Origin of the sequence: Colwellia sp. 5_MG-2023, from assembly GCF_030547795.1 — a bacterium.
Taxonomy (GTDB): domain Bacteria; phylum Pseudomonadota; class Gammaproteobacteria; order Enterobacterales; family Alteromonadaceae; genus Colwellia.
The window spans coordinates 46,221-67,894 of the sequence record NZ_JAUOPW010000004.1 but is presented as its reverse complement, the minus strand read 5'-3'; the positions used below and the strand labels follow the sequence as shown (position 1 = coordinate 67,894).

Here is a 21,674-nt window from a genome sequence, read left to right as displayed (position 1 = left end):
AGAGAGCACTTCTTTATTTGCTCAAGAAACAGCTGACCGCTGCATAAATAGCTTAAATCGAGTTCAGATGACTAAGCGTTCTATAAGTAATTCACTATGCCTGCTTTGAAATCAAATCGTACGCAGCTTGAATATCTTGCGTCTTCTCTTTTGCTGCCTCCATCATTGCAGGTGGCAATCCTTTAGCAATTAACTTATCTGGGTGATGTTGAGACATAAGCTTACGATAAGCTTTTTTAATATCACCTTTAGAGTCGTCTTTACTTACTCCTAAAATTTTATAAGCATTATCTAACTGTCCTGCGCTAGTTGGTGCATTTTCACCATTAAATTGCTGATAACTTTGCCCTGATTGCTGATTAAAAGCGGCACTGGCGATAATCATCTCAAGTAAATTATCTAATTGACGAGCTGAGTAACCTAAAAATTTAGCGGTAGTATGTAAAACTTCACGTTCTTTGGCGTCTAAATCACCATCAGAGAAAGCGACTTGAATTTGGATCTCTAAAAACATCAAGCGTAAATCATGACGATTACCACAAATACGCTTAAACTTTCTTAGGCGATCTTCTAATGGAAACCCTGTGGTTTTCCCTTCTCGAAACGCATCTTGTGCTTGTTGACGTAACTCACTGGTTAAATTAAGTTTATCCATGTAAGCACTTGCAAAAGCTATTTCATGATTGGTTACCTTACCTTTTGCCTTCGCAACATGCCCCATAACCGAAAATGTTGTGTAAAAAAAAGCAGCTTGCCGAGCAACGTCATCTTCTTTTCCACCTGTAACACCATCAAAATCAAATCCGCGTCCACGGTCAAACATATGCCCTAGCCAGACACCTAATAACGCACCAAATAAGTTTTTACTTAACATAAAGCCAAACAAAAACCCTAAAACTTTGCCCCAAATACGCATTTTTTAATCATTCTCCTACACTTTATGTGCTATTTGCTTGCTTCTCGTAGCTAGAAACGTATATTTCCTATATCATATACGTTTCATTGCGCATATTTAAGATAACATTTACAAATAAATGCATTTTCTCCAATTATCCCTTATTTTTATTGCTTCTGTTTCTATGACATTTTCTATGTCTACGTTAGCTGAAACAACTATTGAAAAAAATAGTGAAGTAGATTCCGAAACAGATGAGTTATTTCAGCTCCAGTGTCCTATTCCAATTTATATTCCTATGGTTACCAATGGACCAAAGATAACTGACGATAGTATTAATATTACATCTAGCTATGCCAGTATTGAGAAAGATCAAATTGCCAATTTCAGCGGTGGCGTTACGCTTGTTGATAAGAATCAAATGATACAAGCAGATCAACTTAACTTTGATCGTTTATTAATGACATTTAATGCCACCGGCAACATACACTACCAAAATCAAAATATCGATATTCATGCAAGTGAACTTTATGCCAGCAAGAAAGAACAAAAAAGTACAATGCTTGATGCTGCGTATCAACTTTATGGTAATCCTGGTCATGGTAGTGCTAACGAATTACAAATAAGCTCAAAAGAAGGGCTAAGTTTAGCTGGCTCAACTTATACAACCTGTATAGGGGATAGCCCTGCTTGGCAAATAAAAGCCTCAGAAATAAAAATATCTGCTGATGGTAATGAAGGTCAAGCTTATCATGCGCAAGTAAGACTGTTTGATACACCCGTTTTATACTTACCTTATTTCACATTTCCAGTATCTGACCAGCGAAAAAGTGGCCTTTTATACCCGAGAATTGGCAGTACAACTAACTCTGGAATAGAGATTGAAACTCCATATTATTGGAATATTGCTCCTAATATGGATGCCACTATTACCCCTCGCTATATGTCAAAGCGTGGTACGCAATTAAAAACAGAGTTCCGTTATTTATCAGGGCTGCAAAGTGGCAATATTGATATAGAATATCTTCACCGAGATAACGAGCTTAAATCAGATAATTCTGCCCGCTACCTTGCCAGATTCCAACATGTGGGAACATTTTCTAATAATTTCCGTGCTTACGTAGATTATACCACTATCAGTGATGAAAATTATTTAATTGATATTGGCTCTAATCAATACAATTCAAATGATGCCTACTTATATCAAATAGGTGAATTATCTTATTTTGGTGAGCAATGGCAAACCACAATGAAATTACAAGATTTTGAAGTATTAGGTAATCACCAAGCAAGTTATAAAACGTTACCACATATTGAAATTTCAGCCCAAGACCCCTTTACTTTATTTTCTGAACAAGGCTTATCTGGCCAACTAGAGTTATACTCAGAGTTAACCAGTTTTGAAAGTGATACCAATGACCAAGTAAACGCAAACCGCTATCATGTTGAAGCCGGAGTTAGTTTTCCTTACTCGACACCTGCTTGGTTCCTAAATTCAGAATTTAAGTTAATGCATACTTATTACCAGCAAGATAATATTCAAGCGGGAAGTGAGTTAAGCGAAACAGTTAGCCGAACATTGCCGAAAATACGCTTCCACGGCGGTGTGAACTTTGATAGAACATTATCACTGTTTAACAGCAGTTATACTCAAACAATAGAGCCTCAAATCCAGTATTTGTATATTCCAGAAAAAGATCAATCAGATATTGGGTTATATGACACCTCGAATTTACAAGACGACTTTAATGGCTTGTTCCGAGATAGAAGTTATAGTGGTTTAGATCGAGTCGCTAGTGCGAACCAATATACTTGGGGTATTACTACACGAATTCTGAATGAGTCAAACTTAGAAGTCTTTCGTTTAAGTCTTGGTCGCATTCAATATTTATCAAGTAAAAACTCTGCTAACTTTATTAATTCTCTTAACTCTTTAGACTATCTGAGCTCTATTAATACGAGTGATTCTTTCGATGAGATACTCGTTAATAGCGATAATGATCCAAGTGTGCAACAATCTTCTGTTGCTGCAAATTTATTTTATCGATTAAATCATAAGTGGCAAATGAGTAGTGATATACAATACAATACGATTGATAACTTCACGAATAAGAGTCAAGCGGCTGTAAATTATCAAATTGATAAATATAATTCAGTTCAATTGAACCATAGGTACACTCGTAATGTCTCAGGTAGTAGTTTAGAGCAAATGTCATTACTGGCAAACGTTGCAATTAATCGAGATTGGGCTTTTGTCGGACGTGTTACACAAGATTTAAAAGAGCAGCGTAGTATAGAAAGCTATACAGGCATACAATATGAAAGTTGTTGCTGGGCTGTACGTATAGCGTACCATAGGCATATAAACTCAAACTTAAACGATGGATTTTCTAATGAAAATCGAGATGAATTTAATAGTGGTTTAGAGCTACAGTTCATCATAAAAGGGCTAGATGGTAAGCAAGATACCATTGGCACACAAGATATGTTTAATTCAAGTATTTTTGGCTATAAACGTCCTTACTATTTACAAAACTAAACATAATTACAATTTATAATGCACCATAACCAAGATGTAATAATTCATGAAAAATTTAGCTACTTTTTTACTTAAAACGTTAATATTAACCACTGTTCTTCATTCTAGTTTACCAATAGCACAAGCCGAAGAAAAACAACTAGACAAAGTTGCTGCTATTGTTAACAGTAGTGTTGTACTTGAATCTGAAGTACAAAGTTTATTAGAGAATATTAAACAGCAGGCAATAAAAAATAATCAAGCACTCCCATCAAACAATGCGTTACGCACACAAGTGATGGATAAGCTAATCAATGATAGCTTAACCTTACAAATTGGTGAACGTATGGGCGTACAAGTCAGTGATGCTCAATTAGATCAAACAATCACAAATATGGCGATGGAAAATAAACTTACCTTATCTCAATTTCGTCAATCGCTTATTAATGATGGTACTGACTATGAAAAATATCGTGAAAGCGTTCGTACTGAATTAATTTCTGGTGAAGTCCGTCGTAATAGTGTGCAACGTCGTATTCATATAGCTCCGCAAGAAGTTGCTAACTTATTAGAATTAATGAAAGAGCAAACCACCAATGATGTTGAATATAATCTTGGACATATATTAATAGAATTCCCTTCTGATCCAACTCAGGCAGAGTTGAATTCAAATAAAGAACGTGCCGATAAAGTAATTGAATTACTAAACAATGGCTCTGATTTCAAAAAAATTGCTATTGCTTCATCAGGTGGTGCTAATGCCCTCGCCGGTGGTGATTTAGGTTGGAAAAACATTAATGAAATGCCAACACTTTTTTCTGAATTAATCGCAGGAAAAGATAAAGGCACAGTTGTGGGCCCTATTCGTACAGGTTTAGGTTTTAGTATTGTTAAAATACTTGATATTCGTGGTCGTCAAATAGTAGAAGTTGAAGAAGTTAAAGCTAGCCATATATTAATAAAACCATCTATTATTTTAAGTGAAGAAAAAGCAGAAGCACAACTTCAAGCAATACTAGATAAAATTAAAGCGGGTGAACAAACCTTTGCTGAAGCAGCTAAAGAATTTTCTGAGGGGCCAACCTCAGTTCGTGGCGGTGATCTAGGTTGGGCTGATCCAAAAAGCTATGACCCTGCATTTAAAGAAGCACTCGCTACTATGCAACCTGGTGAATACCACAAACCATTTCGCTCTTCATTTGGTTGGCATATTATTCAATTAAATGATCGTCGTATGGTTGATGCTACTTCACAAATGAATCAAAACCGAGCCTATCAAATTCTTCATAGTCGTAAATTTGCCCTTGAAGAAGCGCGTTGGATGAAAGAAACTCGCGATGAAGCTTACATTGAAATTTTTGAACAGGATAAATAAGCATGACTAAACGCATTGCTATTACACCCGGTGAACCTGCTGGTATTGGTCCTGATTTAGTGCTTAAAATTGCTCAGCAACCTTGGCCTACACAAGTTGTTGTTATTGCGTCGAAAGCATTAATGGAACAACGTGCTAAACAGCTTAATTTACCTATTACACTGATTGATTATGATGCTAACGCAAAAGCAGCACCTCAAGCTAAAAGTACCTTAACTATTGTAGATATCCCCTTAGGAGCTCCTGCAATTGCAGGTACTCTTGATACAGAAAATGGTGCTTATGTTGTCGAGACTTTAAGGATAGCAAGCGAGAAAAACATATCAGGTGAATTTGATGCTATTGTTACCGGCCCTGTCCACAAAGGCTTGATTAATAAAGCTGGCGTACCTTTTAGTGGCCACACAGAGTACTTTGCCAACCAAGCTAATTGTACTGACGTGGTAATGATGCTGGCAACTGAGGGTCTACGTGTCGCTTTAGTAACAACACATATTCCTTTAGCCTATGTATCTAAAGCAATCACATTTGAACGTTTGCAGAAAGTAACTCGTATTCTTCATCAAGATTTAAAAAGTAAATTTGGTATCGCATCACCAAAAATCTATGCCTGTGGTATAAACCCTCATGCAGGTGAAGACGGACATTTAGGGCGTGAAGAAATTGACGTAATGGAGCCTGCTTTTGCTGAGCTTAGAGAGGAAGGTATGAATATTATTGGGCCTTTACCCGCTGATACTATTTTCCATGAAAAATACCTAAATGATGCTGATGCCATTTTAACCATGTACCATGATCAAGGCTTACCTGTATTAAAGTACAAAGGTTTTGGCTCATCGGTGAATATAACGTTAGGTTTACCTTTTATTCGTACTTCTGTTGATCACGGTACCGCACTTGAGCTTGCAGGTACAGGCGATGCTGATGCCGGTAGTATGATGGAAGCAATGAAAACGGCTATTCATTTAGTCGAAGTAGCAAGCCGTGCTGGATAGCCTGACAACTAGAGAATATTTATGAACAGTAAAACCCACTTAGGTCATCAAGCTAAAAAGCGCTTTGGTCAAAATTTTCTTCATAACGACGCCGTAATCAGCGACATAATTGATGCAATTAACCCTGAGCCGGGTGAGAATTTAATTGAAATTGGTCCAGGGCTTGGCGCACTAACAGAGCCTGTAGTTGAGCGAGCCAAAAAATTATCTGTAGTAGAATTAGATAGAGATCTTGCGCATCGATTACGCCATCATCCTTTCTTAGCACCGCATTTAACCATATATGAAACTGATGCATTAAATTTTGATTTTGCACAGTTAGCACAAAGTGAAAGTGGAATAGAAAACCCATTACGGATTTTTGGTAACCTGCCCTACAATATCTCTACGCCATTAATCTTTCATCTTTTAACCTTTAAAGATAAGGTTAAAGATATGCACTTCATGCTACAAAAAGAAGTGGTCGAGCGTATGGCGGCAGAGCCTCATAGTAAGGCGTATGGCCGTTTATCAATTATGACACAATATCAATGCCAAGTTATTCCTGTGATGGAAATAGGTCCTGAGGCTTTTAAGCCTGCACCTAAAGTGGACTCTGCTATTGTGCGTTTAATACCACACAAAACCATAAAAAATCCTGTTAAAGACATCACGGCACTTAACACTGTATGTTTAGCAGCCTTTAACCAGCGTAGAAAAACCATACGTAACGGCTTTAAAAAATTAATTAGCGTTGAACAGTTAGATAGCCTTAATATTGACGCTAATCTTCGTCCTGAGAATTTAACACTAGATGACTTTATTATGCTTGCTAACTTCATTGTGGACAATCCTCCCGAGAAAGAGATTGAAAAAACTAATAAAAAACAGTCTAGGCGTGCAATAAATAGAGAGAATCAACAAGTTTAATTATTAAAGAGAACCCGTTAAATGGCAATTTACTTAGTTGGCGACATTCAAGGATGTTATAGTGAACTTAAGGCACTATTAAAGAAAGTTGCTTTTAATCAAGAAGTTGACCAACTCTATTTAGCGGGTGACCTTGTTGCTAGAGGCCCAGATTCTTTAGCAACCCTTCGTTTTGTCAAGTCACTTAAACATTCTGCAAAAGTAGTACTGGGTAACCATGATCTACACCTGCTTGCCGTATATGCTGGTATTAAGAAAGTAAAAGAACAAGATAAACTTACTTCATTACTCGCTGCTGATGATGTTGATGATTTAATGAACTGGCTAGCCCAACAACCACTGCTACAACAAATTGGTAATGATAATGCTTATATGAGCCACGCTGGCATTTCTCCTCAGTGGAACTTACAGCAAGCAATAACACAAGCAAATTTAGCTCAAATGAAACTTAGTGCTGTCACAAGAAATTACTGGCTGTCTGCTATGTATGGTGAGCAGCCTGATGATTGGCAACAGGCAAAAACAGCAGAAGAAAAATTTCGCTATACTATAAATTCATTTACCCGAATGCGGTACTGCTATCCCGATAAGCGATTAGAATTTCATAATAAATCGGCACCAGCAACACTCACTTCAAAACTTGACTCGACTGAAAAAAAACAAGAAACTTTATTACCTTGGTACGAAATATCACCAACAATAAAAAAAAGCACTTGGGTTTTTGGCCATTGGGCTGCACTTATGGGCAACTGCTCAGTACCTAATGTTTATGCATTAGATACGGGTTGTGTTTGGGGAAAACATTTAACAATGCTACGTTGGCACGATAAAAAAACCTTTATAGAGCAATCTCACCTAAAATCAGCTAAATAAAACTCATTTTAGGGGTGAAAAAGTTTAATACCTTGATATACTGAATTAATTGATGATGCTTATTATCAATATGCCTTTTAAAAATGAGCAAGAATTACGGTCTCTATAAACAAAATGCTCTGCTTAAAAGTTTATACCGAAGCCGTACTAATTTAACATTAACTCAAAATAATGAAGTGAAATAATACAACATAATCATTGTTAGATAGAGAGCTTCCTAATCTTTAACTAATGATTTTATTCAAACTAATTGGTGGTATATATGAATTTAACTGTAGCAATGAAAATAATTGGTGGTTTTACCATCATTTCAATTCTACTGATTTTAACCAGCGTAATTTCCTTACTTAACTTGAATACGATTAGCGACTCTACTCAACAACAAAACCAATTAGCTATTCCTACCTTAAAAGGAAGTAATAAACTTGCTTTAGCATTAGAAAAAATGGAAAGCTCTACACTAAGAGGTTTTTATCAAACAGATCTTGATTTATTAGCAGAGAACTTAAATCGCTATAGAGCGATAAATGCGCAATTCATGCCAGAATTTAAACAATTAGAAGCATTAGTGCAAAATGAAAATGAGTTAATGGGAAATTTAAATCAAGTATCCCAGGTATTTAGCAGTCTTGAAAAAAATGCTCTTTCAGTTTTCAGCAATCGTAAAATTTCTATTGAACAAAGCATGTTATTAAAAGAAAAAGTCAGTGACTTAGAAGACAAAGCTGATGATGCTGTCACATTATTACTTGACTTAGCTGACCACCGGTTAGCTGAAACTAAATTACAACGCGCTATTAGTTTAAGCGAACAATTAGAAAATCAATTCAATGCTATTGTATCTTCATCTTTAGAGTATCGAGATATTAATTCAGACAGTACTGCTGACCTAATAGAAAGTGAAATTTCGTTTAGTTTAGAAGGGGCTCAATCTTCAGTAAACGAAATTATAGCTGAGTTAACAATGAACAATATGGAGAGTATTGCAGAAGAGTTATCAGATGCTTTTAGTGAGCTAGAAGAATTACTCTCCTCCGATGCAGGCACTATATTTCATAAAAAATCTCAGTTAACTGCAAATCACGAAGCCAAAGCCATGTTAGCAGCTTTAGAGCAAGACACGATTCACGCAAATAAGATTTTAGATACGCAAGTAGAACTAGCAAATCAAGCAACCCTAGCCTCAGGGAAATTAGTTAAAAGCTCGGTAGAGAGTGGTAATAAACAAACTATTATTATTGCAATAGTGTCAATAATCATTGCTTTTGTTATCGCACGCTTTACCTTACTAAGTATTACTCGCCCACTAAGTCGTGTAAATGACATGCTAAATATAGTATCTTCTGGTGATCTTTCACGAAAACTAGATGAAACAGGTAAAGACGAATTTGCGCTCTTAGCAAAAAACTGTAATGTACTTATTGATAGTTTACGTAGTCTTATCGAAGGTATTGTAAACCGCTCAGCACAACTTGCTGCCGCAGCTGAAGAAACATCAACAGTAACAGCAGAAAGTACCGTTGCAATAGAAGAGCAACGTAACCAAGTAGAACAAGCCGCAACAGCAACCACAGAAATGAGCAGCACCGCTAAAAGTGTTTTATCTAGCGCTAATGATGCCCTTAACGAAATTAAGCATGCCGATGATGAAGCAGAGCGAGTCAAAACAATTTCTGGTCGTAATCGTGAAACCATTGAACAACTGGCGACAGAAGTTGACTCTGCTGCGCATGTAATTAACCAATTACAACAAGATAGCGCTTCTATTGGCGGTATATTAGATGTAATTCGTGCCATTGCCGACCAAACTAACTTACTTGCTTTAAATGCGGCTATTGAAGCTGCACGTGCCGGTGAGCATGGTCGAGGCTTTGCTGTTGTTGCTGATGAAGTTAGAACGCTTGCGAGTAGAACACAAGAGTCTACTGCAGAAATTCACACTATGATTGAATCTTTGCAGTCAGGTGCAGAAAAAGCAGTATCTGTTATGGATACAGGTAAAGCTAAAGCGAGTGATTGTGTAACGCAATCTAAAGAAGCGGATCGAGCACTAGAAACAATTACGCATGCGGTACATGAGGCTTATGATCGTAGTTCACAAATAGCGACAGCTGCAGAAGAGCAAAATGTTGTTGCACATGAAATCAGTGAAAACCTTGAGTCAATCGTTGCTATTGCTGAACAAACGACTGCAGGCTCACAACAAACAGCCGCCTCAAGTAGTGAAGTTGCACGTCTTTCGGAAGAATTACAACAATCAGTACAAGAATTTAAATTATAAACAAAGCTTATTAGTAAAAAGCCTGCATTGTGGAAATAATGCAGGCTTTTTTATTTTAAAATGCTGCACAAACGTGCTCAACTAACATATCAATGCTCATCTTCTTCGCCAATGGCACTCAGAAATTAACACAATTCATTAAAACAAGCAGGAAGGTATTTTTGGTAAGGTAACCACGCCTTAGCTATATTATTCTTTAAACCATTACGTAATTGTATATCACTCAGCGTATCAATATGACGCGATTTGTGTTCAAAGCTTAAGCACTCTTCTTGATAACTTAATGAGCAAAAGCCCAAAAGCTTGGTCAGCGATTCTTTAGGAGATGCGACAAGACTTTCATAACTTATATTATAAATAAACTCTGGCAACACCTGCTGCCAATGAGACATCACTTGCTGATAGTTTTTATGGTACAGAACTATTTCAGACAATGAACAGAAATAAGGCTCGGGTGCATCAAAATGATTAGTGAATATGGACCAACTAACATCTTTCACTGCACGAGAAATATGAATAACTTTCGCATATGGAAAAAGCATTTTAATCAACCCGATAGATTGATAGTTTGCAGGCATTTTATCAATAATAAATTTAGCTTTGGGTGCCAAGGCTTGCATATTAGTTAAATAATGATGAGCTAATGACTCACGCTGCTTCACAGTTAAATGTGCACACCCATGAGGAAACTCTTGTTTAGTTAGTTGCCAAACTCCCTGAGCAATATCTCCAGCTAAAAAAGGTAATTCACCGGCAGAGTTAATATCAGTATGACTAATTAACATTTGCTCTAACAGAGTAGATCCTGAACGTGGCTGACCAACAATAAAAATTGGCGTTAATAGAGGTTTCTTTATTTGTGATAAATTCACCGCTTGTTCTTGTTTTATTTTATTTATAAAAGTAGATGAAAAAACCTTCATTAATTGCGAGAAGTAGTTTTCCATATCGTCAACCGAGAATGATACTTGTAACGCTTGTAATTTATTGGCTTGAGTAAAATGGTAAAACGCTTGTTTATAATTAGACGATTGTTGATATAACTGTGCAAAGGCATAATGAAGTAACACCTGCTCTTTCTGGGTTAAATCATTGGTTTTATCTGCCAATTTATCTAAAAAATTTTGTGCATGATCATCAAGTATAACTTGTACATTTATTCGAACTTTTAAACAAAATGCTCGAATATTATTAGGTGCTATAGAAAAGAGTACATCGAGATATTTTTTCGCTTTAACCAACTGATTCGACTGACAATAAAAAATAGCTAAGGATAATAACGTCGTTATACTATCTTTTTTAATCTCATAAGCTGTTAATAATGCTTGTTCCGCCTCTTCAAAACGCTGCAGCTTTTGACAAGATTGAGCTAATGATAGCCACAAAGGTGAGGCATTAGCCACTAACTGCACACATCGTTTGAAAATATCATAACTAGGCTGATAACTATCGAGCGCTAAGGCAACTTTACCCAATCCCCATAATGCATCAATATTATTAGGGTTTTGTGTTAGTAACTGCCGATATAAGGACTCAGCTTGTTTGATTTTATTCTGTTTCAATAGCAAATTAGCTTGAACAATTAAACTCATAGTTTGTGCTTTATTCTCTTTATTAACTTAAGGCTAATAAAAACCCCAGCAATTGCTGGGGCTTTGGCAGATAACATTTAATGTAAAGACATTAGAAGTTATATGTCGCTTTTACATAATAGTAACCACCATTGAATCCAAAAGGAGATGTTTCATAATAAACACCACCCCATGCTCTATCATCACCACCATCTTGACGGTTGATTTTAGTTGCTTGTTCATCAAAGATGTTTTGCGCACCAACAGAAACAGTAAACGCGTCATTTATAAAATAGCTTGCTTCAGCATCAAATAATAAAGCCGCATCACCATCACCAATTGTCGCATCGTAATCTACATGAACACCTTGATATTCACCGTAGTAATTACCACGTACAAAGAAGCTAAAGTCATCATAGCTTTGTGACCAGGTCAATGTAGCTCTATGGTTAGGTAAATCATTTTCTAAACGAGATACTTTAAAGTCTCCGGTAACTTCGCTATAACTATCAACTTCCGTTTCATTATAGTTATAGGCGAAACTAAACACTGAATCACCCTCAAATAATGCTGTCGAGTAGTTTGCTATTAAATCAATACCTTGCGTAGTAGTATCAAAATCATTAGTAAAGAAACTTACTTGTTGAATTGAATCTACATTTGCTACACCCGCTAATTTTAATGCTGCTTTATCATCTTCCGTTAGACTATATTTATCCGACTGAGATATACGATCTTCAACTTGAATGTTGTAATAGTCAAGTGTAATAAATACCTCTCCAATATTCCAAACAGCACCTAAAGTATAACTTTCAGATTCTTCTGGTGTTAACTCAGTAGCACCTAATTGTTGTGCAACAGGGTTAGTAGCAGGTAGTAATGCAGAATCCGATAATACCCCGCCATCTAACGATGTTTGTACATTTGAATAGTTTGCTTGGCCAACCGTTGGGGCACGGAAGCCCGTACTTATTGAGCCACGTAATGAAAAATCTTCAGTTACGTTATATTGAGCGGTGATCTTATAATTTGTATCATCACCAAAACTACTATAATCCTCATAACGAAGTGCTGCACCTAACAATAAATCTTCTGTGATTTCTGCTTCAACATCAACATAAAATGCATAGTTTTGACGTGAAAAAACACCTGCAGACTCCGGCTTAAAACCAGGAAAACCATTAGAACCAATACCGAAGCCTTGATCTGTATATGGCCCTGCAATATATGAATCTACGTCTCCAGCGGTTACTTCAAAAGATTCCGCATGCCACTCATACCCAGCCGCAACCATTAAATAGTTGATGGAATCAAGTTCTAGCTCTTTATTAAAATCAAGATTAAATGTTTTTTCTAATTGCCTATGCTTACCCGGACTAAAATCTCTCCCCGTTTCAGGACCCAAAGAAGCATTTAACGTATCATAAATGACATAGCTGGACTCATTCATACCAACAGAGCCACTCACATCATACATAACGCCATTGTCTAATTCACCACGTGTCCCCATAGTTAATGAGGTGTCAACAATGTTACCGCCAAAGTTTGGAGTGAAACCACCCGGCAGCATTTCATTGAAACTAAAACAGTTATCATCATTGACTACATTATTAATGTAGTCATCTTGAGTTAATACATTATCTGTCGTTATGTTGACAGGGCTACAGCTTCCACCAACACCGATACCATCCAAGTCAGCAATTAATAAATTTGGATTTCCGTCCTCATCAGTGTCGCCATTACTATAGACGCCACCGCGAGTATGAGGATTACGATAGTAAAAACCGCCACGTACATCACGCTCAGAGAAGTTACCAAACATGTAAGCTTCTTTATTATCACCTAAATCTAAACCTGAATTGATAAAAATAGTGTAGTCATCTTCAATTTTCGGCGATCCCCAAATCTGAGCAGGATCTTCTATACCTTCAACACCAACAGCATCAAAAGCAGCAGCATCTGTACGCTGCACACTTCGGCTTGTAGCATCAGAATTTTTATATTGGAAACTAGCATTAATGAAGCCATCTTTGGTCAGCTCCATACCAATGTTACCTGATACTTCAAGCGTATCACCATCACCTTCATAATAAGAGCCGGCTCTTACCGTTAAATTTCCACCGTCTGAGTCATCCTTTAAAACAAAGTTCATTACGCCGGCGATAGCATCACTACCATATTGAGCCGCAGCACCGTCACGTAAAACTTCCACTTGCTTTAATGCAGAGCTAGGAATAACTGAAATATCAGGCCCCTGGGCACCATCATTTATGCCACCACCAAGTAAAGCGATAACAGAAGCACGATGACGACGCTTACCATTGACTAAAATTAAGGTGCTGTCTGAAGATAATCCGCGCAGGTTAGCTGGTTTTACTAAACTTGCTGCATCTGAGATAGGGTTGCTATGAACATTTAAAGAAGGAACACTTCCTTTCAATAATTCAAGCATATCTGTATTACCACCTTTCGCTAATTCATCACCACCGATAATATCAATAGGTACGGGTGAATCATTTACAGATCGCGGTGCGCCACGTGAACCAACAACAGCAATACGCTCTACTTTTTCTTCTTTTACTGACTCAGCTTCTTCCGCTGCATACGAGGGTGCTGTGCCTAATGCTACACCTACAGCTAAAGCTAATGTAGTGGCTCTAAATTTTGTTGACATGATACTTCCTTCTAAAATTATTATTTTTAAATTAGTTACTTACTTTTAAACTCAAAAGTAGAGTACTAATTCTTATATTTTTTATATTTTTTATATTTTTTTTATAGTACAGCGCATTGAATTTTTCATGTGCCGCATGAATCAGTACAAATAATACTAATCACTACCTATTTATAATGTAGTGTTTCAATACTTACAAGGTATGAAAATTAATCCATTATAAAATCTACTATCACCTTCTCTATCCCTAGTAACACAACGCACGTTAATAGAGCAACAATGAATATAAAAAACAATACATTACAAATAAAAGAGCAAAGTACACTAATTGATTATTGTTATTTTTTTAAAACTAAAAAGCAATAAAAGTCACCATACATATACAAAAATGATATATAAAAACACAGAAAATTAACACTTTTGTTACACTGTATACATTAAATCATCATTAAACAGGCAATTAATGATCAATACTTATCCCTGTATTGCAACATAAGTATTGACAAGAATCGCTACGGCTTTATAATTAAGGTCGCTTGAAGTTAGTTTTATATTTTTGTACACCATTTCGCTGTAAATTTCTGCTTGATAGATATTTCTCGTCCTGTTTTATAAGTAATAGCAACACTTTTTAGCAAACCCGCTTTTTCAGTTTTGTATAATACATGCTGATTAGGCTCAATTACTCATAAATAAACAAATAGGATATCCTTATGTCTACAACTACTGGTACAGTAAAATGGTTTAACGAAGCTAAAGGTTTCGGTTTCATCGAGCAAGAAAATGGTCCTGACGTTTTCGCTCACTTCAACGCAATCGTTGGCGAAGGTTTCAAAACTTTAGCTGAAGGTCAAAAAGTTGAATTCACAGTTACTGATGGTCAAAAAGGCCCTCAAGCTGAGAACATTGTTGCACTTTAATTTTTTAAATTAAAGTCACAAAAAAAGCGAGTATCTCAAAGATAACTCGCTTTTTTTATGCCTAAAGTTTGTATAAACTATATTTTAATGGCAAAGATTAGCTTTACTCTGATTTATTTTCCTACATACAACAAGTTCATGCACTTCGTCGGGGTAATATAACCTATCAACTACCTTTAATAAATAGTCACTGAAGATGGGCTTAACACCGATAAAATACTCAAACGTTCTAAATCACAATAACCAAGTGCCATACATAGCATATCATCATCGATACCAAATGATGGTAAGTCTAATTCATTAACAATTTCATTTTGGTTATGTAATTTCAATAACTTTTGATGAACCATAATTCGTTTCGAAATATAAAGTAATTGGGTCTCAGTATTAATCAGATTAAAGTCTGCCTGGTCTTGATTACGAATAGGCGAAACAATATTATAAGGTAGCTGCCACTGTTTTAACAGTTCGGCCCCGCACTCTCCATAAGTAAAGCCTAAAATGTCACGTTGGTTATCCCATGGTAACTTACCACTATCAATACTTTCGCACTGCAGCACTTTATCAGGGGAAATTCGCTTAACAATCAACTCTCCCAAATTATGTAACATACCTAATATAAATAATCGTTCGCCATTAGGAATATTTAAACTACATCCTAGAAATTTAATGAGTAAAGCACAATCAATACTTTCTTCCCAAAAGTTATCTAAATAAGCGGCATCGTTACTCATAGACTGACATGCTTTTGTTGTAAAATGTGTTATCACGAGATTATAAACTTCAGTTATCCCTAAAACTAACACCGCTTTAGATATAGTATCTATTTTTCCTGGATAATTAAAAAGTGCACTGTTAGCAAGTTTTAAAATTGTTCCTGTTAATGCAGGATCAATAATAATCACATCACTGATATCATCTATAGTTGAAGACTCATCATCAATTAACTCTTTGATACGAATAAATGAATCAGACAAAACAAAAATTTTATCCATTTGATTAACATATTCAGTAACTGTCATAAAAGCTTTTCCAGTCAAATTTATTTGTATGGTTTTATTTATTTTTTATAAATAAAGTCTAAGTTAGAATTTAACACATATTGCAAAAAATCAGTAATAAATCAATATTCAGCACTTATTTGATACGATGAAAACTTACGCATATTGATCACGCCTTCTTCAAAGATTAGATACTGCCCTTTAATACCTAATAATATCCCTGATACCGTTGAGGTTTTGTCAAAATTAAAAGAACTAATTTTCGTTAAGTACTGGCTAACAGGGAACACAATATCTACCACCTCTTCATTTAATAACTGTACAGCATCTTCACCATATTTAAGTTTGATTTCAGACAAGCGATCAGCTATCTGTGGTATTAACACTTTAGCCTGAGCTTTCAAGTCAATCGGTTCATTACTACCTTTGAGCATAGCACGCCAATTAGTTTTATCACTGACTAATTCAGATAATGCCGTTTCAATAAGCCCTGACTGTAAACGTGTTCTCACTTTAAACAGAGGTAATGCTTGTGTTGCCCCCTGATCAATCCACCGCGTTGGTATTTGTGTATGACGTGTAATACCTACTTTTAAACCTGAGGTATTTGATAAATAAACATAATGATCGACCATACAATGCTGCTCTGCCCACTCTGGCTCTCGACAAGTCCCTAAATGGTAATGACAAGTTTCAGGTTTCATAATACACATATCACATTGAGCAAGCTTGGTCATACAAGGATAACAAAAACCTTGTGAGTAACTTTTTTTAGTTGTTGTACCACAATTTTTACAAGCTATTGTACTATGAAAAACTAACGTTAATTTTCTGCCAATAAGCGGATTCAAGGCAATACTTTGTTGCTCTCCATTCTCATCGATAGCTGCCAAAGGAAGCTTATATTGAACAATATTATTACTATCAAGTTTTGCAGTCATCTTTTCCACTGCACCTATTGCTGAAATGGGCATTTTTACTCTCTTATATTATTTTTTATACAGGACTTTTATCAAAGTGCTCTTATAGTAAGAGACTTCAAAATTTAACTTTTTGACGTGTCTGTTTAACTGTTTTTTTATTGGCTTTAGTCGTCAACCTTCGTTGAACAGAGCCTTTTGTGGGTTTAGTTGGGCGTCGTTTTTTTTGTACTATCATCGCACCAGTAACTAATTCCTTTAAACGCTTAAACGCATCTTCTTTATTCATTTCTTGTGTGCGGAAAGATTGAGCTTTAATAATAATCACGCCATCTTTAGAAATACGACTATCTTTACTCGCTAATAACCGTTCTTTATAAACAGCAGGTAATGATGACCTATTAATATCAAAACGTAAGTGAATAGCAGTAGCAACTTTATTTACTCGTTGCCCACCATTGCCCATTGAACGAATAGCACTTAATTCTATTTCCCAATCGGCTAAACTTACATTATTTGATATCTCTAACACTTTTATTTACCATAGGTTTATATCAATTTTATAATTAATTTTCATGAGCACAGCACAAACTTGGTTTGTATATTTCTTGCGTTGTAATGATAATAGCTTATATGCAGGTATCACGACTGATATAGAGCGTCGTCTGCATGAACATAATTATACCAAGCTTGGTGCTAAATATACTAGGGCAAAACGTCCTGTAACACTTGTATTTATTGAAAAATCGGAAAATAAAAGCTCGGCAAGTAAGCGAGAATATCAACTTAAAAAGCTAACCAAGGACCAAAAGGAACGATTAGTTAGCACTTACCTTGATACAATCAAATGAATCACAGAGGTCTGCTTAGTTATTATTCCTTCTTTTTTTTCGATAAAACTTATTAATTACTGTTAGAATGCCTCGTTTTTTGTAAATCAAGTGATTACCATGTCTAAAAAAGAACTACCGAAAAAAGCTATGTTTATTGAAGAATACTGTCCTATTGATAATGAAATTATTAGTTTTACTCGCCAACAAGCGAGTGACTTTGCTAAGCAAGTAGCTGATGATTTTAATCCGCTGCATAATATTGATGCGAAACGTTTTTGCGTTCCTGGTGATTTATTATTTTCAGTGATCATTGCGAAAGCAGGGTTACATAAAGAAATGAGCTTTAATTTTTCAGGAATGGTAAATGACAATATTGCACTAACTTTCCCTAACGAAATAAATAATTTTTTTGATGTCGTTGATAACCAAGGTAAAACCTATTTAACGGTTGAGGCTAGTGGCGAGGTAACTCACTGTCCATCACTTATTAATGCATTAACAAAAGCCTATGTTGATTTTTCCGGTGATACTTTTCCTGATATTTTAGTAAAATTAATGGCAGAAAAAAATGTCATGATTAACCCCGCTCGTCCAATGGTTATGTATCAATGCATGAAAATAAGCCTGAACCGACTCGATATTACTAGCCTTTCGTTACAGCTTGCTCAAACCAGTTTAACTATTGAAGCAAAACGTGGCGATGCTTGGTTAGAGTTTGATTTGATCAGCGAAGGTGAAGTAGTTGGTCATGGTAAAAAACATATGTTACTAAGTGGCTTACGTGAATATTGTCAAACAAGTATTGATGAAATGGTTGCTCAATACACCGAGAATAAAAAAAGCTACTGCTATAAAAGTTAATAGTCACGATTAGTTACCAACAATCCAAAGCCGATACGACTGTAATCATTTTGTTTATAATGCTCTGAACTCGTTTGGCTTTGTTCTGCTTACTTGTTTTTTTTTCGCTTACTCTATCCCCGAATATACCGCGAAATTAAATTCGGACGACAATAACAAGCTTCCCGATGAGTGGTAATTATATTTTTATCAAGTTATTGAGTTTTATAGTGCTGCTCAAAATTCCCCGTTGCGCTTGTTTATCTTCAATACAGGCCGCAAAAACAGATAAATTTTTAGGCTTTATACAGCCTTCTGGCTGCTGGTAGTATTTAAGCCATGCTTGCTGTTTATCTCCTTGATATTTTGATTTTATCACTATTGCCTCGCTACTTTGAAAAGGTGTTACTACGTTAACGTCTTTATTTTTTACTCCATTGACATTATTTAACGCCTTACTCAAATTACTATTTTTGTGCTTCGTTGGTTTCTTTATTTTCTTAGTTTTTTTCTTACGACTACCTTTTTCACATTGCCACCAACGCTCTCTAGCTGCATCTTCACGCTTTCGTAACCTTATTCCTTCTTGAACTGAATAGCCATTGCGTTGTAACGATTGCACATGATGAAGCTTTTCTAATAAGGGAGCACAATGCTTTTTTGCTAATAAATTAGGTGAAAAACTCCAAATAAGACTAACTATTAATACAAACTTAAATTGACGCATAAACATTCATTCCTTGAATATTGTCGAGTAGTTATTTATTTAATCATAGTCTATATTTTAGACTATGATTAAATAAATAACATAAATAAGAAAACATGGACGTTCACAATGCTACAGCTGACAATCACAAAATTTTTAATATACTTATTTTTCAATTTACTATTATTTATCCCTGCTTATGCTTACCAATCCAAACATTTCAAGCCTGAAATTCAACATGCAACCCGCTACAAAGTAGTAGAAGATATCAACCAATATTGGGTTTCTGAAAAATTAGATGGTATGCGAGGTTACTGGGATGGACAACAGTTACTCACACGCCAAGGTAATATTATACATAGCCCAACATGGTTTACTAAAAACTGGCCCATAACACCTATGGATGGTGAGTTATGGTTGGGTAGAGATCAATTTCAAACAACTGTATCCTGTGTGAGAAAGATTAAGATTGATGAAGCTTGTTGGCATAATGTGCGTTTTATGATTTTTGATCTTCCAAAACATACAGGTACATTTACTGAACGTATAAAAGCGATGAAAACCATAACAAATACGGCATCATCAGCACACTTAGAGATGATTAAACAATTCAAACTATCTAGTAATCAGCAACTTGATAAGACCCTCAATAATATTATATCTAACCAAGGAGAAGGCTTGATGTTGCATAAGGGCAATGCTTATTATCATGTTGGTAGAACAAATAACATAATGAAACTTAAAAAAGATCAGCATGCTGAAGCAAGAGTTATAGCTTATATTGGTGGTAAAGGTAAATATCAAGGAATGTTAGGTGCCATAACAGTACAAACAACGACGGGTATAACATTTAATATTGGCTCTGGATTTAGCGATGATGAGCGGGCTAATCCGCCTGAAATAGGCAGTACAATCACCTATAAATATAATGGTAAAACTCAAGCAGGAATACCAAGATTTGCGAGATATTTTCGTATAAGAAATACAGAAGTAGAAGAGGAATTAATGGAGAAAAAATAATTAGCTGCTAAATTGCAGCTAATTATTTTCAATAATATACTGAATGACTTTAAAAGATACAGTGTTTTGCAAAATCTTTAGTTTCTGTTGCTGTCCAGCTGCCTTTATCTTTTTCTTTCATGTCTGCACACCAATCTTCACTTCCTACTTTAGGAGAACAAGCACTAAGTAAGAAAACAACTGATAATAAACCGATAACTTTTTTCATTTGAATATCCACATTTAATTTATATATAAAGAAGTAAACATAACGTCATTCGAAATATCTTGCAACACTTGTTTACAACAAATTAACATTAAACCTGTCAAATAATTCTCTGTGTAGAAATAATCAACAAATTAAATCAGCACTTCATACCGAGATTATTTATCGACCGCTTATGGCTGATATGAAAATAATAGTACCTTGAGCCCTTTACCTGCATGAGCTTCTTTAAAAACAGTAGGATTCATTATACGCTGTTCGAAGATACATTCAGGACATGCCTCTGCCACCTCTTTTTTTAAAAAGTCTTCATCCAGATCGGGAGAATTTAAACATAATAATAACTGAGCACCTTCATTCATCCATTGTGGAATTCTACGAATAATCTTTGCATAATCACGCTCAATATTAACACTACCTTTTTGAAATGATGGTGGATCACAAATTAATAGGTCATATTTTCCATACTTTTTGATGCGACTATTTGATTTAAAAATATCAACACCTTCAAAAACAACTTGTTTACCCTCTTTTTTTGCCAGCTTATTTAGTTGATGATTTTCTCGTCCCTTACTTAATGACGACTTACTTAAATCAATATTGACAACTTTACTTGCACCACCTGCGGTTGCTGCTACAGAAAAAGCACAAGTATATGCAAATAAGTTGAGCACATTTTTACCTGCAGCTTGTTGGTAAACCCAAGAACGACCATTAGCCATATCTAAAAACAAACCACTATTTTGTGCTTTGCCAAGTTCAATGTGATAAGAAAGACCATTTTCAGTAACAATAGTCCTATCAACCGTTTCACCTAATAAGAGCTGTGTTGGCGCAAATTTTTCATATCGACGCTGTACTTGCACACTTCGACACTTATCCGTTAATGCTTGTAATGCTTTGGCTTGTGTTAGTAGCCACAACTCATCAACAGGCTCATATAGTGTTATCAGCATAACAGGAGATAACCAATCAACATTTACATGCGACAAGTTTTCGTAAGCATGCCCACGACCATGAAAAAGGCGCTGACAATCAGTAAAGTCAATTGGATTTATGTGTTCAATCATATGAAATAGCTTAATAAATTTAGAGTGTTTTTTAAAGAATAAAGCCGAGCAATAATGCCACTGCTCGG

19 protein-coding genes are annotated in these 21,674 nt (G+C 35.7%); 10 read left to right on the top strand and 9 right to left on the bottom strand.

From position 1 onward, the window contains the following. Positions 1-94: 94 nt before the first annotated feature. On the bottom strand, positions 95-916 hold the full coding sequence (gene djlA / locus Q4496_RS04935) for a co-chaperone DjlA (RefSeq protein ID WP_215973123.1): 822 nt from the start codon (positions 914-916) through the stop codon (positions 95-97). Positions 917-1,034: 118 nt separating this feature from the next. Here djlA and Q4496_RS04930 point away from each other — a divergent pair, with 118 nt between their 5' ends. The 6 genes from Q4496_RS04930 to Q4496_RS04905 all read left to right on the top strand — a co-directional run bounded on the left by Q4496_RS04930 (position 1,035) and on the right by Q4496_RS04905 (position 9,846). Further along, a complete protein-coding gene (locus Q4496_RS04930; RefSeq protein WP_215973122.1) occupies positions 1,035-3,434 on the top strand; it encodes an LPS-assembly protein LptD in 2,400 nt (799 codons plus the stop codon). A gap of 46 nt (positions 3,435-3,480) precedes the next feature. Then, a complete protein-coding gene (gene surA / locus Q4496_RS04925; RefSeq protein ID WP_215973121.1) occupies positions 3,481-4,788 on the top strand; it encodes a peptidylprolyl isomerase SurA in 1,308 nt (435 codons plus the stop codon). Positions 4,789-4,790: 2 nt separating this feature from the next. After that, positions 4,791-5,783 carry a 4-hydroxythreonine-4-phosphate dehydrogenase PdxA gene (gene pdxA / locus Q4496_RS04920; protein WP_303610013.1) on the top strand — a complete coding sequence of 331 codons (993 nt, stop codon included), beginning with the start codon at positions 4,791-4,793 and terminating at the stop codon, positions 5,781-5,783. Positions 5,784-5,804: 21 nt separating this feature from the next. Beyond that, entirely contained in the window at positions 5,805-6,692 is an 888-nt protein-coding gene (gene rsmA / locus Q4496_RS04915) for a 16S rRNA (adenine(1518)-N(6)/adenine(1519)-N(6))-dimethyltransferase RsmA (RefSeq protein WP_303610012.1), read from the top strand. A gap of 21 nt (positions 6,693-6,713) precedes the next feature. Further along, entirely contained in the window at positions 6,714-7,565 is an 852-nt protein-coding gene (locus Q4496_RS04910) for a symmetrical bis(5'-nucleosyl)-tetraphosphatase (RefSeq protein WP_303610011.1), read from the top strand. A gap of 262 nt (positions 7,566-7,827) precedes the next feature. Further along, positions 7,828-9,846: a methyl-accepting chemotaxis protein gene (locus tag Q4496_RS04905; protein WP_215973117.1), complete on the top strand. Its 2,019-nt coding sequence runs from the start codon at positions 7,828-7,830 to the stop codon at positions 9,844-9,846. Between the two features lie 125 nt (positions 9,847-9,971). Here the strand turns inward: Q4496_RS04905 and Q4496_RS04900 are convergent, their stop codons facing one another. Continuing rightward, complete coding sequence (locus Q4496_RS04900; protein ID WP_303610010.1) at positions 9,972-11,438, bottom strand: tetratricopeptide repeat-containing sulfotransferase family protein; 1,467 nt, start codon at positions 11,436-11,438, stop codon at positions 9,972-9,974. Positions 11,439-11,529: 91 nt separating this feature from the next. Beyond that, positions 11,530-14,091: a TonB-dependent siderophore receptor gene (locus Q4496_RS04895; RefSeq protein WP_215973115.1), complete on the bottom strand. Its 2,562-nt coding sequence runs from the start codon at positions 14,089-14,091 to the stop codon at positions 11,530-11,532. Between the two features lie 713 nt (positions 14,092-14,804). Here Q4496_RS04895 and Q4496_RS04890 point away from each other — a divergent pair. Next, positions 14,805-15,011, top strand: a complete 207-nt coding sequence (locus Q4496_RS04890; RefSeq protein ID WP_033092258.1) for a cold-shock protein — start codon at positions 14,805-14,807, stop codon at positions 15,009-15,011. Between the two features lie 176 nt (positions 15,012-15,187). Here Q4496_RS04890 and Q4496_RS04885 read toward each other — a convergent pair whose 3' ends face one another. From Q4496_RS04885 to arfB, 3 genes are all read right to left on the bottom strand, one after another. Next, a complete protein-coding gene (locus tag Q4496_RS04885; RefSeq protein WP_215973114.1) occupies positions 15,188-16,033 on the bottom strand; it encodes an HDOD domain-containing protein in 846 nt (281 codons plus the stop codon). A gap of 101 nt (positions 16,034-16,134) precedes the next feature. Then, positions 16,135-16,986: a DUF2797 domain-containing protein gene (locus tag Q4496_RS04880; protein WP_215973113.1), complete on the bottom strand. Its 852-nt coding sequence runs from the start codon at positions 16,984-16,986 to the stop codon at positions 16,135-16,137. 64 nt (positions 16,987-17,050) lie between these two features. Then, positions 17,051-17,464 carry an alternative ribosome rescue aminoacyl-tRNA hydrolase ArfB gene (gene arfB, locus Q4496_RS04875; protein WP_215973112.1) on the bottom strand — a complete coding sequence of 138 codons (414 nt, stop codon included), beginning with the start codon at positions 17,462-17,464 and terminating at the stop codon, positions 17,051-17,053. Between the two features lie 43 nt (positions 17,465-17,507). Between arfB and Q4496_RS04870 the strand changes: the two genes are divergently transcribed. Both Q4496_RS04870 and Q4496_RS04865 read left to right on the top strand, forming a co-directional pair. After that, complete coding sequence (locus Q4496_RS04870) at positions 17,508-17,783, top strand: GIY-YIG nuclease family protein (RefSeq protein ID WP_215973111.1); 276 nt, start codon at positions 17,508-17,510, stop codon at positions 17,781-17,783. A gap of 99 nt (positions 17,784-17,882) precedes the next feature. After that, the gene (locus tag Q4496_RS04865; protein WP_252727484.1) at positions 17,883-18,626 is read left to right on the top strand and encodes a DUF3581 family protein; all 744 of its coding nucleotides are present in this window, start codon (positions 17,883-17,885) and stop codon (positions 18,624-18,626) included. Between the two features lie 178 nt (positions 18,627-18,804). Here the strand turns inward: Q4496_RS04865 and Q4496_RS04860 are convergent, their stop codons facing one another. Further along, positions 18,805-19,332, bottom strand: coding sequence for a hypothetical protein (locus Q4496_RS04860; protein WP_303610009.1), 528 nt, complete (start codon positions 19,330-19,332; stop codon positions 18,805-18,807). A gap of 108 nt (positions 19,333-19,440) precedes the next feature. On the opposite strand from Q4496_RS04860, the gene Q4496_RS04855 reads away from it, so the two are divergent. Then, complete coding sequence (locus Q4496_RS04855) at positions 19,441-20,331, top strand: DNA ligase (RefSeq protein ID WP_303610008.1); 891 nt, start codon at positions 19,441-19,443, stop codon at positions 20,329-20,331. A 49-nt stretch (positions 20,332-20,380) separates the two neighbouring features. On the opposite strand, the gene Q4496_RS04850 is transcribed toward Q4496_RS04855, so the two are convergent. Then, positions 20,381-20,539, bottom strand: a complete 159-nt coding sequence (locus Q4496_RS04850) for a DUF3012 domain-containing protein (protein ID WP_159817613.1) — start codon at positions 20,537-20,539, stop codon at positions 20,381-20,383. A gap of 170 nt (positions 20,540-20,709) precedes the next feature. Beyond that, the gene (locus tag Q4496_RS04845) at positions 20,710-21,606 is read right to left on the bottom strand and encodes a class I SAM-dependent methyltransferase (protein ID WP_303601250.1); all 897 of its coding nucleotides are present in this window, start codon (positions 21,604-21,606) and stop codon (positions 20,710-20,712) included. Positions 21,607-21,674 lie beyond the last annotated feature (68 nt).

What these genes read in the sequence shown, in the direction of transcription:
- djlA (WP_215973123.1), bottom strand. Translation starts at nt 916, where the DNA reads ATGCGTATTTGGGGCAAAGTTTTAGGGTTTTTGTTTGGCTTTATGTTA.
- Q4496_RS04930 (WP_215973122.1), top strand. Translation starts at nt 1,035, where the DNA reads ATGCATTTTCTCCAATTATCCCTTATTTTTATTGCTTCTGTTTCTATG.
- surA (WP_215973121.1), top strand. Translation starts at nt 3,481, where the DNA reads ATGAAAAATTTAGCTACTTTTTTACTTAAAACGTTAATATTAACCACT.
- pdxA (WP_303610013.1), top strand. Translation starts at nt 4,791, where the DNA reads ATGACTAAACGCATTGCTATTACACCCGGTGAACCTGCTGGTATTGGT.
- rsmA (WP_303610012.1), top strand. Translation starts at nt 5,805, where the DNA reads ATGAACAGTAAAACCCACTTAGGTCATCAAGCTAAAAAGCGCTTTGGT.
- Q4496_RS04910 (WP_303610011.1), top strand. Translation starts at nt 6,714, where the DNA reads ATGGCAATTTACTTAGTTGGCGACATTCAAGGATGTTATAGTGAACTT.
- Q4496_RS04905 (WP_215973117.1), top strand. Translation starts at nt 7,828, where the DNA reads ATGAATTTAACTGTAGCAATGAAAATAATTGGTGGTTTTACCATCATT.
- Q4496_RS04900 (WP_303610010.1), bottom strand. Translation starts at nt 11,438, where the DNA reads ATGAGTTTAATTGTTCAAGCTAATTTGCTATTGAAACAGAATAAAATC.
- Q4496_RS04895 (WP_215973115.1), bottom strand. Translation starts at nt 14,091, where the DNA reads ATGTCAACAAAATTTAGAGCCACTACATTAGCTTTAGCTGTAGGTGTA.
- Q4496_RS04890 (WP_033092258.1), top strand. Translation starts at nt 14,805, where the DNA reads ATGTCTACAACTACTGGTACAGTAAAATGGTTTAACGAAGCTAAAGGT.
- Q4496_RS04885 (WP_215973114.1), bottom strand. Translation starts at nt 16,033, where the DNA reads ATGACAGTTACTGAATATGTTAATCAAATGGATAAAATTTTTGTTTTG.
- Q4496_RS04880 (WP_215973113.1), bottom strand. Translation starts at nt 16,986, where the DNA reads ATGCCCATTTCAGCAATAGGTGCAGTGGAAAAGATGACTGCAAAACTT.
- Q4496_RS04870 (WP_215973111.1), top strand. Translation starts at nt 17,508, where the DNA reads ATGAGCACAGCACAAACTTGGTTTGTATATTTCTTGCGTTGTAATGAT.
- Q4496_RS04865 (WP_252727484.1), top strand. Translation starts at nt 17,883, where the DNA reads ATGTCTAAAAAAGAACTACCGAAAAAAGCTATGTTTATTGAAGAATAC.
- Q4496_RS04860 (WP_303610009.1), bottom strand. Translation starts at nt 19,332, where the DNA reads ATGCGTCAATTTAAGTTTGTATTAATAGTTAGTCTTATTTGGAGTTTT.
- Q4496_RS04855 (WP_303610008.1), top strand. Translation starts at nt 19,441, where the DNA reads ATGCTACAGCTGACAATCACAAAATTTTTAATATACTTATTTTTCAAT.
- Q4496_RS04850 (WP_159817613.1), bottom strand. Translation starts at nt 20,539, where the DNA reads ATGAAAAAAGTTATCGGTTTATTATCAGTTGTTTTCTTACTTAGTGCT.
- Q4496_RS04845 (WP_303601250.1), bottom strand. Translation starts at nt 21,606, where the DNA reads ATGATTGAACACATAAATCCAATTGACTTTACTGATTGTCAGCGCCTT.